The organism is Providencia sp. PROV261 (genome assembly GCF_028477945.1).
GTDB lineage: Bacteria > Pseudomonadota > Gammaproteobacteria > Enterobacterales > Enterobacteriaceae > Providencia > Providencia stuartii.
Genome location: NZ_JAMPMC010000002.1, coordinates 1 through 16,075, shown reverse-complemented (window position 1 = coordinate 16,075; position 16,075 = coordinate 1). Strand labels below are relative to the sequence as shown.

Genomic DNA, 16,075 nt, shown 5'->3' with positions numbered 1-16,075 from the left:
TAGCATTTTTAATCAAGTGCAACTAAATACAAACACAACACACACTATATTTATTATTTAATTTGCTTGCGTGCAATTTAGTGCAACAACCAAAGAAGATAACTATTCTATGGAGAAGACGGATGACTGTAAGCACTCCGATGATCATTATGTTCATCGTATATATTACTGGCATGTTACTTATTGGTTATTTAGCTTATCGTTCAACGAAGAATTTCGATGATTACATTCTCGGTGGACGAAGTTTAGGTAGTGTAGTCACAGCACTTTCAGCAGGGGCCTCTGATATGAGTGGTTGGTTGTTGATGGGGCTACCTGGTGCTATTTTCCTCGCTGGGATTTCAGAAAGTTGGATTGCTATCGGGCTGAGCTTGGGGGCATATCTTAACTGGTTATTTGTTGCTGGGCGTTTGCGGGTTCAAACGGAAAAAAATAATAATGCATTGACGCTACCTGACTACTTTACCAGTCGCTTTGAGGATAATAGTAAAATTTTACGCATTATCTCTGCTGTTGTAATTCTTGTTTTCTTTACTATCTATTGCGCCTCTGGTGTTGTTGCTGGGGGATTACTGTTTGAAAGTACTTTTAATATTAGCTATGAAAAAGCTATGTGGCTTGGTGCGTTAGCAACTATCGCTTATACCTTCCTTGGTGGCTTCTTAGCTGTCAGTTGGACTGATACAGTGCAAGCCTCATTGATGATATTTGCACTTATTTTAACGCCTATTGTGATCATTTTCTCATTAGGTGGACTAGATACTGCAATCGATGTTATTCAAACGAAAAACCCTGAATATTTAGATATGTTTAAGGGTTTGAATTTTGTTGCGATTATTTCATTATTAGGGTGGGGGCTAGGTTACTTTGGTCAGCCTCATATCTTAGCGCGTTTTATGGCTGCTGATTCACATCGCACGATTCGCTCTGCGCGTCGTATTAGTATGACATGGATGATCCTTTGCCTTGGAGGAACAACTGCGGTTGGTTTCTTTGGTATTGCTTACTTCGAAATTAACCCTGCGTTAGCCTCATCGGTGATGGGAAATAACGAACGTATTTTTATGGAGCTTGCAGGAATACTGTTTAACCCATGGGTTGCAGGTATCTTACTCTCTGCTATTTTAGCGGCGGTTATGAGTACATTAAGCTGTCAATTACTTGTGTGCGCAAGTGCGTTAACCGAGGACTTATACAAGCCGTTCCTGCGTAAAAATGCGAGCCAAAAAGAGCTGGTTTGGGTAGGGCGGATCATGGTTCTGGTAGTGGCTGCGATTGCTATCTATATTGCACGTGACCCGAATAACAAGGTGTTAGCATTAGTGAGTAACGCATGGGCTGGCTTTGGTGCCGCATTTGGGCCAGTCGTCTTGATTTCTGTGTTATGGAAACGAATGACTCGTACAGGTGCACTTGCGGGGATGGTTGTTGGTGCCGTTACCGTATTAGTCTGGATGAAATATAAATGGTTTGATCTGTATGAAATCATCCCTGGTTTTATCCTTGCAACAATTGCAATTATTGTGGTCAGTATGATAACTAAAGCGCCAAGTGCCGCTGCTCAAGCCCGCTTTGATGAGGCTGAAGCGGAATATAAAATGAAATAATTGATAAAATAAAGTAACCCCCAATAGTTGGGTAACCAACTATTGGGGGGTTATGAGCAAATATAAAATGACTAATGGATCTTTTTCATTGATTTTATTTTTTAAATAGTCTCATTTCATGAGCATTCAAATTTGAGTTCTTTTGGTTGTTTTTTCACGGTAAATGACAGTAAAAATAATCGGAACAAATAAGCCAATTGAGTATTTTCTTTGAGTAAGGCGCTCAGCTTGCTTCCTCTAGGCTTGTCTAAATCGCTTATCTGCTTTTGTTACCCGATGACTTTTTCACAAGTATTCGCAATCCACTCTGGAGACCCCTTAGACCCACCGTTTAGTGCCAATATTTGCGGAACAATATGATCCCATGCTTTATGTGAAAGCTCATAACTTGGCCTTGATTCAAGTTTTGTTAACCAGCCACGGATATTGGGGTATTTTTCTATCATTTGCTTAAAATTGGGGTCAATCCTTAAAGCAAAAATATCGCAAGCGTAGAGTAAATCTGCGGCGGAAATATCACTTCCTGCTAAGAAGTCTTTGCCTTCAAGCAGAAAATCTAAATTTGCAAACATATCATGAAGTGCATTTAATTTGGCTTCAATCTCATTGACCGATGGTTTTGCCACCCCAAGATATGCAGGCATTAACAGTACGGGAAGAAAATATTCCAATGTTGATATTTTACGAAGATTCGTATGATACCAAGACAAATGTTTATTGATGACAGCCTTAGCTCGATGGGTTGCTCCAAACCATTTATCACTGTAACCATGAATATCTGTAAGATAGTTCATGATTGCCGTTGCTTCGGAAAGGCAAAAATCGTCGTGCTGCATTGCGGGTATCTGATGCAACGGATTGACGGCTAAAAATTCATTAGAAAGATGTTCTCCCCGCGTCAACCATGTGTATTTGATATTGATGGGAATATTAGCTTCAATACAAAGCCAGTGAACGGCTCTGCTTGGCTCTGAAGTAGGATCATGAAAAAGAGTTAATGTGGATAAATCTGCCATTTTTTTACCTTTAATTTAACGTTGCCCATTAGAGATAAAGTGAACTTTACTGGCAAGTTCGTGACTTACCTCTTTCAAAGTAATATCAAAATAAATTAATAAATAACAGCTCAAATTCTTAATAGTCCGTAGATATAAATTCTCTATGCTAATTTAAGTCAATGGCGTCATTAACAGAAGGTGCTTGCATGGCTAGGCAAAAGTGCATTGAAAATGTACTCGCACAAATGAAGAAGTTTGAGCTGAGCATATTTGGCACAGAAATATGCCATATCGGTAGGCTATGGATATGAATGGATAAGCCATTACGACACAGATAAACGTTAAAAGGCCTGAGTTCAGAAGTGTATTGAAATCAGGCCTGATAAGTTATTTGAACAAAGTATCTAATTTTATGGGAACACTTTGCTATCTGGTCTTTAATGGGTCTGCTTACGACGTTTAACTACTTGGTAACCAATGAATAGAATAATAAACCAGACAGGCGTTGCGATAAGAGCTTGCCTTGTATCGTGCTGGAAGGCGAGCAGGATCACCATAAAGACAAAGAAAGCCAAGCAAATCCACGACATCACAATACCTGCTGGCATTTTATAATGCGAGGCCTGATGAAGTTGTGGGCGGTTTTTTCTGAACTTGAGATAGCTATATAAGATCATGCTCCAGATAAACATAAATAGGATTGCTGACACGGTAGTAACCAACGTGAAAGCGTGCATGATATCTGGGATAAAGTAGATCAAAATAATACCGAAACTTAGGCAAATGCAGGTAAATATTAACCCCGTTGCAGGCACGGCTTTTTTCGATAAGCGACTAAACTGTTTTGGTGCATCGCCTTCTTTTGATAGGCCAAATAGCATGCGGCTCGTAGAAAAAACGCCACTATTGGCAGAGGATGCCGCAGAGGTAAGTACGACAAAGTTGACAATACTTGCTGCGGCAGGAAGGCTGATCAGGACAAACATCTCTACAAATGGGCTTTTATCCGCCAAGATGGTGCGCCAAGGTGTTACCGCCATAATAACTATCAGCGATAGCACATAGAAAGCAATAATTCTAAAAGGGATGGCGTTAATTGCTTTTGGTAATGATTTTTCGGGATCGCGGGTTTCCGCAGCAGCAGTTCCCACTAATTCAATACCAACAAAAGCGAAAATAGCTATCTGGAAACCAGCAAAGAAGCCACTAATCCCCATAGGAAACATTCCGCCGTCATTCCAGATATTGCTTAGTGATGCCGTATGACCAGCCGGTGATTGGAAGTTCATTGCGATTAAAGTGCCGCCAACGATAATTAACGCGATAATGGCGACAATTTTGATCATGGCAAACCAAAACTCCAGTTCACCAAATAATCTGACTGAGACTAAATTGAGTGTTAACAGCGTCACAACACAGATGAAAGAGGTCACCCATTCAGGGAAATCAGGCACCCAAAAGCTGACATAGGATGTGATAGCCACAATATCAGCAATACCAGTAATGACCCAACAAAACCAATAGGTCCAACCAACAAAGAAGCCAGCCCATGGGCCAATCAGGTCGGCAGAAAAGTCGCTGAATGATTTGTAATTAAGATCGGAGAGTAATAATTCACCCATCGCTCGCATAACAAAGAACAAGATGAACCCAATAATCATATAAACGAAGATGATAGAAGGGCCAGCTAGCGAAATAGTTTTACCTGAGCCCATAAATAGGCCCGTTCCGATCGCGCCACCGATAGCGATAAGTTGGATATGTCGGTTGCTGAGGCTACGTTTTAGCTGATTCCTCTCTGTGGGAGGATTTGTTGATGTTGAGGGTTGATTTTCTTCCATAGTATCTATCCAAAGAAGTGGTTATGTGCAGTCACAGTGTATTTTTAATTGTGTGACAGTGTTTGCATAAAATATTGTGACACAAATCTCAGTCAGTGTAAGAAAAACTTAACTGACTGTAATCAGAGTGGTGATATCTTAATCTGAATATAACACCAAGTTAACATTAGCAACCAAAATTTAATTGGTTAAGTAAAATTAGCAGAATAATGTTGACTGTGCTAAATGAGAGGCGTTAAATAAGTGCATCGGGTTGTTAGCTCAGTTGGCAGAGCAGTTGACTCTTAATCAATTGGTCGGGGGTTCGAACCCCCCACGACCCACTAATTAAATCAGTGCGTTATGTGTGAGTGAGTATTTTTAAATTATCTTGCGTGTCATATTCGTGCCATTCGCATTTAAAATATCATCAATGTTTTCCCAGTCGCCCATTTCTTGAAGCGCGGATAGAGCCTCCCCAGATTGCCCAAGTGTGATGTAAGTCTTCGTTGAAAGTGTGTTGGTGCGGTAGGCTACTGCTGATGTATTTCTTGGATATCTAGCGCTTAGCTCGAATGATAGCCCATAAATATATATGCGCTGCGTAAACTTCCTCATTTTCTGCGGTTATTTTCTTTTCCTAATACTTCTCACTATGCCATTTACAAATGATTCTAATCATACCCTCTCTATGATTAACTGATATAATCCATGTAACTTAAAAAAATGAGTTTATGATTATGAAGTTACTAGCTGTTGCTGCTTTATTATTCTCTACATCGACAATAGCGGCTAATCAATGCAAACCTGATAATGAGTGCTTGTCTTTTAAAACCAGTGAGAGTGAAATCTCTATAGCTTGTAAAAATATAGAATCAGCGAAACTCAATACATATATAGATACAAACGACTCATTAGCTATTATGCTAAAAAGCGGTACTGGGCTGAGTGATTTTTCTGTTAAAAACACTGGAAAAACAATAGATATTTACATTAGTGGCGTAAAGTATCATCGAGCTGTTATTACTGCACGAATGGACACTTCGATTCGAATTCCAATTACAGTACGCCCTAATTTTAAATTAGTAGATGATTTGATAAGGTGTGTGAATTAATATTAATCCAACATGCTTTTAGATTAGGTGATCTTCCTTATTTTCTTCTATCGTATATATCTTGTGGATGAGTATCTTTTTCACAATTTCCACGGTGGTATCGAAATCGAGGCAGAGGGCATTAATCGAAGTATGGCACATTCTAACTCATTATTTAGATTTTGCAGGTTCTATTGCGATTTGAATGCTCTCGATAGCTTCAATGCTAGGTGGCGACGAAGCAATAGAAATCGTGCTTGCTTGCCTGCTAGTTTACGGCTGCAATATATGGTCAGCGTTAAATATTAATTTTATGAAAAAGTATCGAGCCACCACCAAGGGTGTTCAATGCCTTAATTTATTGTGATAACCATAACGAACCCCAATGTTAGAGGGATGACAAAATAGAATGTGCGAATGTAAAAAATAAATATCCATTAAAAATAATATGCAGAATGATAAAAATAGTAGTCAGCAAGTAAATAATTGAGAATTCTCTTCTTAAAAAGGATATGAGCCCAGATAGAACACAAACGGAGAGAACAACTTTTAAGCCGTATGACGCAATTATTGAATATAAAAGGGATTCTTCAGAGTGTTTAATCAACCACAACGGGATCGTTTTCAATAACGCCCCAATTAAAAATTGAGAAATAAACCAAAATATAGCAACAGATATAAGAGGGTATTATCCAGTGATCAATTTTTTAAATGGGTTCATAAATAATCATCAGTATTGGATGGGTTTACAGAAAATACTACAGGTAAATGACTAACACAAATATTAAAAGGCGGTTTAGTATGAATTAACTAAAAAACCCCTGTTTTGTAATTACATTTTCATCGCAACTTATGAATATGAAGATAGGCAAATTTACTACAAAGTGATATGCAATCCCCTATAAATCTGCCGATTTGCCTTTCATTAAATATCACTGCTTAAACGCTCACTTAGCTCAATAGTTAAACGTTATCAGCTTTCAGTGTGGAATGACGTGTAAACTAACATAGTCCATTAAGGCAATATACGCGCTTTATGTCCATGATAAATCGACATTTATGCTTCTAAGATCTATTCACTATCACCATTGTTAAGTATTTAAAAGCCATCAATGCCTAAAAATTTAGTGCAATCAGCATGAGCGAAATTGTTATGTATTTGTCACAAAATTGTTTCTATTTGTTATTTTTAATGGTTTGTTGTGATTTTAATCACAATAATCCCGTCTTTTTTTACATATAAATCGCTCATCTTTATGTCGTTTTAGTCAATGAAGGATCATCATTATGGTATTTTCCATTCGAGATACACTTTTTTCCTTACTGACCTTGGACGGTATTTCAGGTCATGAAGCCCCTATTGCCAATGTTATGCAAAAACATTTTACAGAGAGCGCTAAGGAAGTTTGGCAGGATCGCCTCGGTAATATAGTTGCTCGTTATGGAAGTGACGACGCAAAAGCGCTGCGTTTAATGGTATTTGCGCATATGGATGAAGTGGGATTTATGGTGCGAAAAATTGAACCGTCGGGGTTTATTCGTTTTGAACGAGTCGGTGGGCCTGCACAGGTGACGATGTCGGGATCTGTTGTCCGTCTTGCGGGAGAGCACGGCTCAATACCTGGATGTATCGGTATTAAATCCTATCACTTTGCTAAAGGTGATGAACGTACGCAATCACCCTCGATTGATCAATTGTGGATTGATGTTGGAGCGAAAGATAAGGCTGACGCTGAAAGAATGGGCATAAAAGTCGGTACGCCAATCACACTGTATAACCCGCCTCAAGAATTAGGTAATGACATGGTGTGTAGTAAAGCATTAGATGATCGACTTGGATGCACTGCTTTACTTGGTTTAGCTGATGCGATTAAAGATAAAAAGCTAGAAATCGCACTATTTATTGTCGCGTCAGTGCAAGAGGAATTTAATATTCGTGGGATTTTACCAGTATTACGCCGTGTAAAACCCGACCTTGCTATTGGGATCGATATTACGCCTTCTTGTGATACGCCCGACCTTCAAGACTATTCGGATTTAGTGATTAACAAGGGTGTCGGCATTACTTGCTTAAACTATCACGGTAGAGGCACGCTTGCGGGATTAGTAACTCCTGTTCGCTTAATCAATATGTTAGAAAAAACAGCTTCCAAAAATCATATTCCGGTACAAAGAGAAGTTGCACCAGGTGTCATAACAGAAACGGGATATATTCAGGTTGAACAAGATGGCATTCCTTGCGCAAGCCTATCTATTCCTTGCCGCTACACACATTCACCGGCTGAAGTTGCTAGCTTACGAGATCTCAGTGACTGCATCCGGTTATTGGCTGCATTAGCGACACTTCCCGCTAATCAGTTTCCTATCGAGTCTGACTCAGACAATAACCAAGAGGTTACATTAAAATGAAAAAAGTCCTCGTTGCATGTGGAACGGGTATGTCTACGTCCACAATGATTGCTCAAAAACTCCAAGATTACTTAGCTAGTGAAGGCATCTTAGTGGCGACTTCACAATGTTGTTTAAACGAAATCCCACTAAACAGCCACGGTGTTGATTTGATCATCACCGCAATGAAAACGGATACAGATTATGGCGTACCGACTTTGAATGGAGCCGCTTTACTAACAGGAGTTAATGACGATGCATTAAAACAAAAAATTAAAACGTTGTTATCACAATAAACCTCATAGGTGACGTTATGTTTGACTATATACTTTCTCTAGGCGGTACAGTATTTGTCCCAATCGTCATGATAATTATTGGCTTAATCTTTCGCATTCCATGGCTACAGGCCATTAAAGCTGGGGTTACCGTCGGTATTGGTTTTGTCGGAATGGGGCTAGTGATCGTGATGGCTATTGATAGCCTAAGCCCCCCCATCAAAATTATGATTGAACGTTTTGGCTTATCGCTACATGTACTTGATGTAGGGGCAGGGCCAGCATCCGGTGTTGGCTATGCAACGGCGATTGGTGCAGTCATTATTCCCGTTATTTTCTTACTTAATATCACGTTATTGTTTACTCGCCTAACGAAAACAATGAACGTTGATATTTATAATTATTGGCACTATGCAATTACCGGAACAGTTGTTCAAATTGCGACGGGGAGTTTAGTTTATGGTATCGCTGGTGCTATGTGTCATGCCATCTTATCGCTAAAAATGGCAGATTGGACGGCAAAACGCGTGCAGACGATTGTTGGTTTGGAGGGTATTTCAATTCCTCAAGGGTATGGCTCTAGCTCAGTTCCTCTATTTGTACTTCTTGATGCTATCTATGAAAAGATCCCTTTCCTAAAAGGAAAGAATATCGATGCACAAGCTATTCAAAAACGCTATGGCATGGTGGGTGATCCGGTTATTATCGGTGTTGTACTGGGATTATTATTTGGGCTTGCAGCAGGAGAAGACTTTAAAGGTTGTGCGACTTTAATGATTACGGTTGCCGCGATCATGGTGCTATTCCCTCGCATGATCCGCTTAATTGTTGAAGGCTTACTTCCTATCTCTGAAGGCGCTCGTAAATTTTTCCAGAAACATTTTAATGATCGAGAAGTGTTTATTGGCCTAGATACCGCCGTAACGCTGGGTCATCCAACCACAATTGCAGTGGGTTTGCTTCTTATCCCTATCATGTTGATTTTGGCAAGTATCCTGCCATTGAACAATGTATTACCACTCGCTGACTTGCCAGTTGCTCCTTTCTTTATCTGTATGGCCACGGTGATCCACCGCGGTGACTTATTACGCACATTACTGAGTGGTGTGATTGTTATGAGCACCGTTTTGCTCATCGCAACGCAGTTTGCCCCTTTCTTTACCGAAATGGCACGTAATGGCGGATTTAACTTTGCCGAAAATGGCGCGCAGATTAGCGCACTGTCAGTTGGCAATATGTTTGGTTGGTCTATTTACGAATTAATGTCATTTGGTCTTATCGGTGTCGTGTTAACTGTTGGCATTGTTGCCTGTGTCGTTATTTTCTTACGTAATCGTGAATTACCTGAATAAGGAGTATAGAAATGAGTTGGTTGAAGGATGTTATTGGAACAGAAAAAGCAGTCATTGCTATGTGCCATTTACGTGCATTACCTGGTGATCCTGATTTTAATGCGCAGCATAGTATGCAATGGGTAATTGATAGGGCATATGAGGATTTAATGGCATTACAAAATGGCGGTGTTGATGCAGTTATGTTTTCAAATGAATTTAGCCTGCCTTATCTCACTAAAGTGAAGCCGGAGACAACTGCGGCAATGGCACGGATCATTGGTCAATTAATGAGTGAGATCCGTATACCATTTGGTGTAAATGTTCTTTGGGATCCGATCGCTTCGTTCGATTTAGCGATGGCGACAGGAGCGAAATTTATCCGAGAAATATTTACGGGTGCCTATGCAAGTGATTTTGGCGTATGGAATACCAATGTTGGTGAAACTATTCGCCATCAACATCGTATTGGGGCAGGGGATGTAAAAACGCTTTTTAATATTGTACCTGAAGCCGCGGTATATCTAGGTGGACGAGATATCTGCTCAATAGCAAAGTCTACCGTTTTTAATAATAAACCAGATGCACTATGTGTTTCGGGATTAACTGCTGGAGCAAAAACAGATAGTGCAATTTTGAAACAAGTGAAAGATACGGTGCCGAATACTGTGGTCTTTGCCAACACTGGGGTTTGCCTCGAAAACGTTGAAGAGCAGCTGAGTATTGCTGATGGCTGTGTCACCGCGACGACTTTTAAAAAAGATGGCATTTTTGCCAACTTTGTTGATCAAACTCGAGTGGAAAGATTTATGGAGAAAGTGCATAGCATAAGGCAATAAGAAAGGAGATAAGCAAAATACTTATCTCCCTCGTGATACTAAGAGTCCTCGCAAGCTTCGCCAAAAGTTAGGCGAGGACTCAATAATCAAGCATATACCGAACCTTAAAGGAGTCAATATACAATGATTGATGATGCTAAATGGATCCAAATAAATCAAGTTGCAGCCGATTGGAAAGAAGCGCTTAGCATAGCTTGTACGCCTTTAATTATTCATGGTGCTGCTGAGCCTAACTATTTACAAGGCATCATTAAAAACACCCAAAGTTGGGGGCCTTATTATTTAATTGCTCCGGGCATTGCTATGCCACATGCACGTCCGGAACAAGGGGCTATCTATAACCAAATTACTCTCACAACCTTAAAACAGCCCGTTGTATTCGGTCATGAAGATTGTGACCCTGTATGGTTATTAATGACTGTTTGCGCAACTCAAAGTGATGATCATATTCGACTCATACAGTACATCGCTGAACTTATTGATAATCCATTATTACTTGATGAAATTCGTTGTGCTAAAACCAATGATGATGTTTTGCGGTTGCTAAATTCATATTGATTTATCCATGAAGGAGTGATGATGATATTACACCCGTCTTTGGCTTCTGCTGACCCACTTTGGCTGGGTTCAATTATTAATAAACTGGCTAATCAGAATATTGGGTCATTACATCTGGACATTGAAGATGGCAATTTTATCAACAATATTACTTTTGGTATTAAGTTGGTAAAAGCAGTTGCACAAGCTACAGAACATGCATTATCTATTCATTTAATGGTGTCTCAACCGTTATTTTGGATAAGGGAGCTTGCTCCTTTTAGCCCCAAATGGATCTTCTTTCATCCTGAGGCGGTGCAAAACCCTTCAGAAATTATTGCTGAAATAAAAAAGATAAAGGCAAAAGCAGGCATAGCATTAAATCCAAGTACACCAGTTGCTCCTTATCAATACCTCATTAATAAATTAGATGCTTTGATGTTGATGACTAGCGAGCCGGATGGTGAAAATCAGCAATTTATACCATCAATAGTGGATAAAATTCAGCAAATACCACCACTCTTTAGCCAACTGGAGTATTGGGCTGATGGTGGGATCAGTGCAGATAAAATTCAGTCATTAAAAAAGGTTGGTATTAATAATCTTGTCATAGGAAGAGCACTGTTTTCGACTGACGATTATGAAAATACGATAAAACAACTTAGCAATTAAATTCGGAGAGAAGTCGCTTATGAGTCTGTATAAATCTGATCGGATCCAACAGATGCTGCACTATCTTTGGAAATGTCGAGAGCTTTCAACACAACAAGCGGTGGAGTTGTTTGGTTGTGCAGAAGCGACAATTCGTCGCGATTTTCAATATATCGCTGAACATTATCCTGGTATGACGCGAACTCATGGGCACTTAAATTTCGACGACAGTACGACAGATAAAGAGTCTCAATTTGATGTCAGACGCTCTTTAAATTGTGCATCTAAACGTGAAATCGCACTCATTGCTCGCAAATTAATTCATGAAGGCGACTGTTTTTTTCTTGACTCAGGCTCTACTTGTTTAGAATTAGCGAAGTGTCTGGGGGATATTAGCGTTAAAGTCATTTGTAATGACATCAAAATAGCTAACCAACTTGGAATGTTTCCAAATGTAGAAAGTTATATCATTGGGGGGTTAATCAGGCCTGGTTATTTTACGGTAGGTGAAAGCCTAGCATTAGAGACGTTAAATGCTTTTGCCGTTGATCGTGTCTTTATGTCTTGTGATGCATTATCGATTGAGATGGGAATAACGAATGCTACTATGTTTGAGGTGGGAGTTAAACGCAAACTAATAGCGCGTTCACCAGAGGTTATTTTGCTAGCGGATCACACAAAGTTTGATATGTTCGAACCTCATGCTGTTGCAACCCTATCTTGTATTAAAACAATTATTAGCGATAGTGGGCTATCGAGTGAAACTCAGCAACGGTATCGCCAAGCAGGCTGTGAATTAAAATGTGGTTATTAGGGAATAATAGGCGTATTTATTACGGCTATATGTTTCCGTAAAATTGCTGTTCATATGATCACTTAAAAGGATAGGGTGAATCTAGTTGTCGCTGTCTTATTTTAGGATAAGTAGTAAGTGAATAATTTCAGATTTATAGTATTATTTTAGATGATTATTAATTTTCAGCTATCATCATGATGCGCTCAGTTAGCATTGAGATATAGCATGATTTAATTTTTTCGATGATCAATATCTATTTTATTGTTTTCGAGTTTACTTGGTTTTTATTTTATTATATATCTTCTAATTGAATTTAAGTACCTTCATTTTTTATTATGAGGTAAAAAATACAATTTATATATATTGATTTTGAAGTAAGCTCTGCTCTAACTGAGTTGCTGAAATTTTATTTGATGAAGAGATGAAATACTCTTTTCAAGAGAAAAATGTATCTAATAAAATGAGTAAAGTAATATAAATGAGAATGTCTAAATCAGATTTTTGAATAAGCCGTAGAGGGGAGTAAACTGCCTGTATTATGTCAGTTTGATGCTGAGTGTTTCGTAATATTTCGTTTTTTAATATAAGTATTACACCGTAGACTGTTTTTTAACCTAATTTATAAGATATTGAATAAATCTTAATGATTTTTACCTTTTTTTGTAATATATACTTTATCAATTAAATTTAAATGCTTTTTTTTGTAAAAATAGAATATTTAATCTGAATATATTCCCTCCTGAGTTTTCTTTTGGTTTTTATTACTATTCAATAATGATGGTCTTTTTTGGATTAAGAGCTATTAAGGCTTATAAGTTCAAGAGAATCCATTAGTTTTTACACTTATTTGTTGTTTTTTGGGTTTCTATAATCAATGGATATTGTTTTAGGATAATTTGATTTAATCAGGATAATTGATTAAATTACCGAAGAAATATTGAATGATTCAGACTTTATGTTTCGTTCTGTACTCGGGGTTAAATAAAAATGAAAATTAGTAATTTAGAATTTGAACAAATTGAATTAGATTTGAGCCATAGGGAAGTGTTTATTAAAGCTGTAGGAATAGAATTAAGAAAATTGAGGAAAAGTTATTCTTTAAGTGGTAGGGAATTAGCTGGGATTATGAATGTATCTCAGCAGCAAATATCTAGATATGAGTGCGGTGTTTGTGCGATCCCTACTGATGTTTTGATTATAATTTTAGGTTTTTTTAAAATTACACTGTTTGAGTTTTTTAAAGGGGTTTATCTAAATGCTTTTGATATAGATATGAATATGGTTCAAGATAAATACTATAATGTTTTTATTTCTCATTGAATAATCATAAGTGCTCCTGAAATAAAACTCATCTAATGATTTTTTAGTCTTATTAGCATGTTTAAGTATTTTATATTTTTACTTTAAGTTATAAAGTAGAGTTTAATTGTTATTTTTAAATTTCCCCATCATGTTAAGTGATCATGATGGGGAGGTATTCGTGGTATTTATATGGGGGATACCAGATAAGTGATTTTGTACATAAAGAGCATATAAATAGTAGTAATATATTAAATATACTTCAATTTCACTAAGCACTCAGACCTCAGACCTCCATTTTTATTTAGAGTGTGAGTTTTATTTGAGCGATAAAAATAATAACCTATTATGATAATTTATTGGTATATCTGTAACTAAATAGTGTCCCCAAGAGCCATTCTAAACTCATCTTTTTCTCTTTTAGTAAAAATTAAGCTAGTGATTATTACTTCTATTCAGTATTTTTATATTCTCTAAATCTGCTTTTATCGCTGTAGTAAAACTGATATCAACATTCATGCATACTCATTTAATTTTTATATAAAACCGGTGTTAAATGGTAAGTTTTCAGTCATTATTAATACCTAAACGTTAGTAAACTCCTTCTATACAGCGGGGAAGGGGGAGAGAAACAGGCCATCAATTGGTGTTAGATATTCCAGTGATATCGCCACTCTTTAGGGCGATAGCCGTGTTGATGCACCAAAACTGGGGCTAATGTAGCCCTTAAATCTCAAAAAATAGAACATTATTACACGGTAGGGTATGCCCTGAGTGGCAGCAAAACCAACCCACTGTCGGCAATCCACTTAACAGGGGATTGGTTGAAGGACGCGGGTTTTGAGACCGGTTTCACGTTCACGGTGAAGATTTTAAACGGTTGTTTGGTGTTGATACCCGACAGCGAAGACATTCGAGTCATTAAGTAACAAAATCAACAACAGCAAGGGTAGTTGAATGCAGTACGCCACATCATGCATGAGCGGATGGTGGAGTATATTAGCCGCTAAAGGGTAAACTGAGCAGCTCTTAAAAACAAAGAAGCCAGAAGATTTGAAGATCTTCTGGTTATTAAAATTAACCTAAAACTTAATTTCTTTCTTCATAAGCTTTTCTAATATATGATTCAAATAGATTTTGGGTGAGTTTTTTACCTAAAATTAAATTTGGCATAATATATTGTGTAAAGATAATCATATATTCAGAAGCTATTTTGGCTGCATCAAATCGATTTGTTGCACCATTTTCATTAGTGAATGAAAACTCCTTATCATCTAAGATCAATGATAACTCTATATCATAAATACAATAAATATGATTCTTATCATTAAAATTTTCTTGCAATCTAGCAAATATGGATACTATTGATATTGCTCTTTTTTTTGTTGATATTGGTAGGTTTGATCTTGATATAAAAATATCATTTTCAAAGAAAGTATCTTTTATTAAAAATAATTCATCTTCAGTATGAGGTAAGTTTAATATCTCAGGTGCAACATCATACATATTATTTTTAACAACTAACCAGTCACTCGGAACATATAATCCAAGTAAAGGTGAATATTTTTTATATAAGTTATCCATTACTCAACCTTTCTCATGTAGTCATTGTAAGTTTGGTTACTGATTGGATGCACATGAAACTCATTAGTAGATTTTGTAACTTCAACTCTCATGTATTGTGTAGGTTGACCATTATTAAAGCCAATTGTTCTACCTGCATCATATATATAATAATCGGAGCCACCTTTTTGAGGAGAATATACTCCATTTAGTAAGGCTTCTTTCTCTGTTTTATTTCTAAAACTGGTCATTGAACTACCGGTTACTTTGCCATTGGGGGCGTCTATATCCCAATATTGAGCAGGTTTTCCTCCACTAGAAAACATCATTGCTTCTTCCTGAGTTTTAGCTTTGGTGTGTTCAAGATATATAGCTGAACTTGAATGATGTCTTCTAAATCTATCTTCTTTTAGTAACTCATTACAGCAATAACCAGCCAACCCAAACGGGTCTATAAACCCTGTCGGACAGTGCACATACCCATACGGATTCAACCCGCCCAGTAGCCCTATCGGGTCTGGTGAAATAGACTGCCCGCTGTCCTTATCATAGTACCGAAAGCGGTTATAATACAAGCCCGTTTCGCGGTCTTCATATTGCCCGGCAAAACGAAAATGGCATTCGGTATAATTTGGGTCATTGTCGGCTCGACTGTCGTGAGACTGCCAAAACGCCATTTTCTCCCACGTATTGAGGCGTCCTGCCCAACTGGCTATCCCTTTTTCAGTAAAAATCTCTCGAGGTGTACCTTGATGGTCTGTGACTATAGAGTGCAATTACCCCTTTTGATAGCGAGCGGTAGGGGTGATGCCCACCGGCTGATAAAGCCATTGAATACCCGCATCATATGCCACAGTACCGTCGGCATAGACGGGAG

General features: G+C 38.0%; 14 protein-coding genes, 1 tRNA gene and 1 pseudogene. 12 read left to right on the top strand and 4 right to left on the bottom strand.

All coding sequences use genetic code 11. The features are described from left to right. Window positions 1-122 precede the first annotated feature (122 nt). Window positions 123-1,607, top strand: coding sequence for a sodium/proline symporter PutP (gene putP / locus PR675_RS00095; protein WP_014658023.1), 1,485 nt, complete (start codon window positions 123-125; stop codon window positions 1,605-1,607). 269 nt (window positions 1,608-1,876) lie between these two features. On the opposite strand, the gene PR675_RS00090 is transcribed toward putP, so the two are convergent. Both PR675_RS00090 and cycA read right to left on the bottom strand, forming a co-directional pair. After that, window positions 1,877-2,623 carry a glutathione S-transferase family protein gene (locus tag PR675_RS00090; protein WP_272582642.1) on the bottom strand — a complete coding sequence of 249 codons (747 nt, stop codon included), beginning with the start codon at window positions 2,621-2,623 and terminating at the stop codon, window positions 1,877-1,879. A gap of 419 nt (window positions 2,624-3,042) precedes the next feature. After that, window positions 3,043-4,446 carry a D-serine/D-alanine/glycine transporter gene (cycA, locus tag PR675_RS00085; RefSeq protein ID WP_076914412.1) on the bottom strand — a complete coding sequence of 468 codons (1,404 nt, stop codon included), beginning with the start codon at window positions 4,444-4,446 and terminating at the stop codon, window positions 3,043-3,045. Window positions 4,447-4,696: 250 nt separating this feature from the next. On the opposite strand from cycA, the gene PR675_RS00080 reads away from it, so the two are divergent. From PR675_RS00080 to PR675_RS00030, 11 genes are all read left to right on the top strand, one after another. Further along, window positions 4,697-4,769, top strand: a tRNA-Lys gene (locus tag PR675_RS00080). A gap of 396 nt (window positions 4,770-5,165) precedes the next feature. Continuing rightward, window positions 5,166-5,540, top strand: coding sequence for a hypothetical protein (locus PR675_RS00075; protein WP_225829581.1), 375 nt, complete (start codon window positions 5,166-5,168; stop codon window positions 5,538-5,540). A 1,266-nt stretch (window positions 5,541-6,806) separates the two neighbouring features. Continuing rightward, on the top strand, window positions 6,807-7,928 hold the full coding sequence (locus tag PR675_RS00070) for a M42 family metallopeptidase (RefSeq protein WP_004918530.1): 1,122 nt from the start codon (window positions 6,807-6,809) through the stop codon (window positions 7,926-7,928). Next, on the top strand, window positions 7,925-8,203 hold the full coding sequence (gene sgcB, locus PR675_RS00065) for a PTS sugar transporter subunit IIB SgcB (protein ID WP_004918532.1): 279 nt from the start codon (window positions 7,925-7,927) through the stop codon (window positions 8,201-8,203). Before PR675_RS00070 ends, sgcB begins: the two co-directional genes overlap by 4 nt. 17 nt (window positions 8,204-8,220) lie before the next feature. Further along, window positions 8,221-9,534: a PTS sugar transporter subunit IIC SgcC gene (gene sgcC, locus PR675_RS00060; RefSeq protein ID WP_004918533.1), complete on the top strand. Its 1,314-nt coding sequence runs from the start codon at window positions 8,221-8,223 to the stop codon at window positions 9,532-9,534. 11 nt (window positions 9,535-9,545) lie between these two features. Beyond that, the gene (locus tag PR675_RS00055) at window positions 9,546-10,352 is read left to right on the top strand and encodes a BtpA/SgcQ family protein (RefSeq protein ID WP_004918534.1); all 807 of its coding nucleotides are present in this window, start codon (window positions 9,546-9,548) and stop codon (window positions 10,350-10,352) included. A 123-nt stretch (window positions 10,353-10,475) separates the two neighbouring features. Continuing rightward, the gene (locus PR675_RS00050; protein WP_141173464.1) at window positions 10,476-10,910 is read left to right on the top strand and encodes a PTS sugar transporter subunit IIA; all 435 of its coding nucleotides are present in this window, start codon (window positions 10,476-10,478) and stop codon (window positions 10,908-10,910) included. A 21-nt stretch (window positions 10,911-10,931) separates the two neighbouring features. Further along, window positions 10,932-11,561, top strand: coding sequence for an epimerase (locus tag PR675_RS00045; RefSeq protein ID WP_014658027.1), 630 nt, complete (start codon window positions 10,932-10,934; stop codon window positions 11,559-11,561). Window positions 11,562-11,580: 19 nt separating this feature from the next. Then, window positions 11,581-12,354 (top strand): DeoR/GlpR family DNA-binding transcription regulator, encoded by a 774-nt coding sequence (locus tag PR675_RS00040; RefSeq protein ID WP_004918537.1) that lies wholly within the window; start codon window positions 11,581-11,583, stop codon window positions 12,352-12,354. A 969-nt stretch (window positions 12,355-13,323) separates the two neighbouring features. Continuing rightward, on the top strand, window positions 13,324-13,656 hold the full coding sequence (locus PR675_RS00035) for a helix-turn-helix domain-containing protein (protein WP_004918538.1): 333 nt from the start codon (window positions 13,324-13,326) through the stop codon (window positions 13,654-13,656). A gap of 719 nt (window positions 13,657-14,375) precedes the next feature. Continuing rightward, window positions 14,376-14,564, top strand: a complete 189-nt coding sequence (locus tag PR675_RS00030) for a SymE family type I addiction module toxin (protein ID WP_272582647.1) — start codon at window positions 14,376-14,378, stop codon at window positions 14,562-14,564. Window positions 14,565-14,724: 160 nt separating this feature from the next. On the opposite strand, the gene PR675_RS00025 is transcribed toward PR675_RS00030, so the two are convergent. After that, window positions 14,725-15,219, bottom strand: a complete 495-nt coding sequence (locus PR675_RS00025; RefSeq protein ID WP_104873386.1) for a hypothetical protein — start codon at window positions 15,217-15,219, stop codon at window positions 14,725-14,727. Window positions 15,220-15,632: 413 nt separating this feature from the next. Then, window positions 15,633-16,075: pseudogene (locus tag PR675_RS00020) on the bottom strand (RHS repeat-associated core domain-containing protein); the annotation flags it as partial.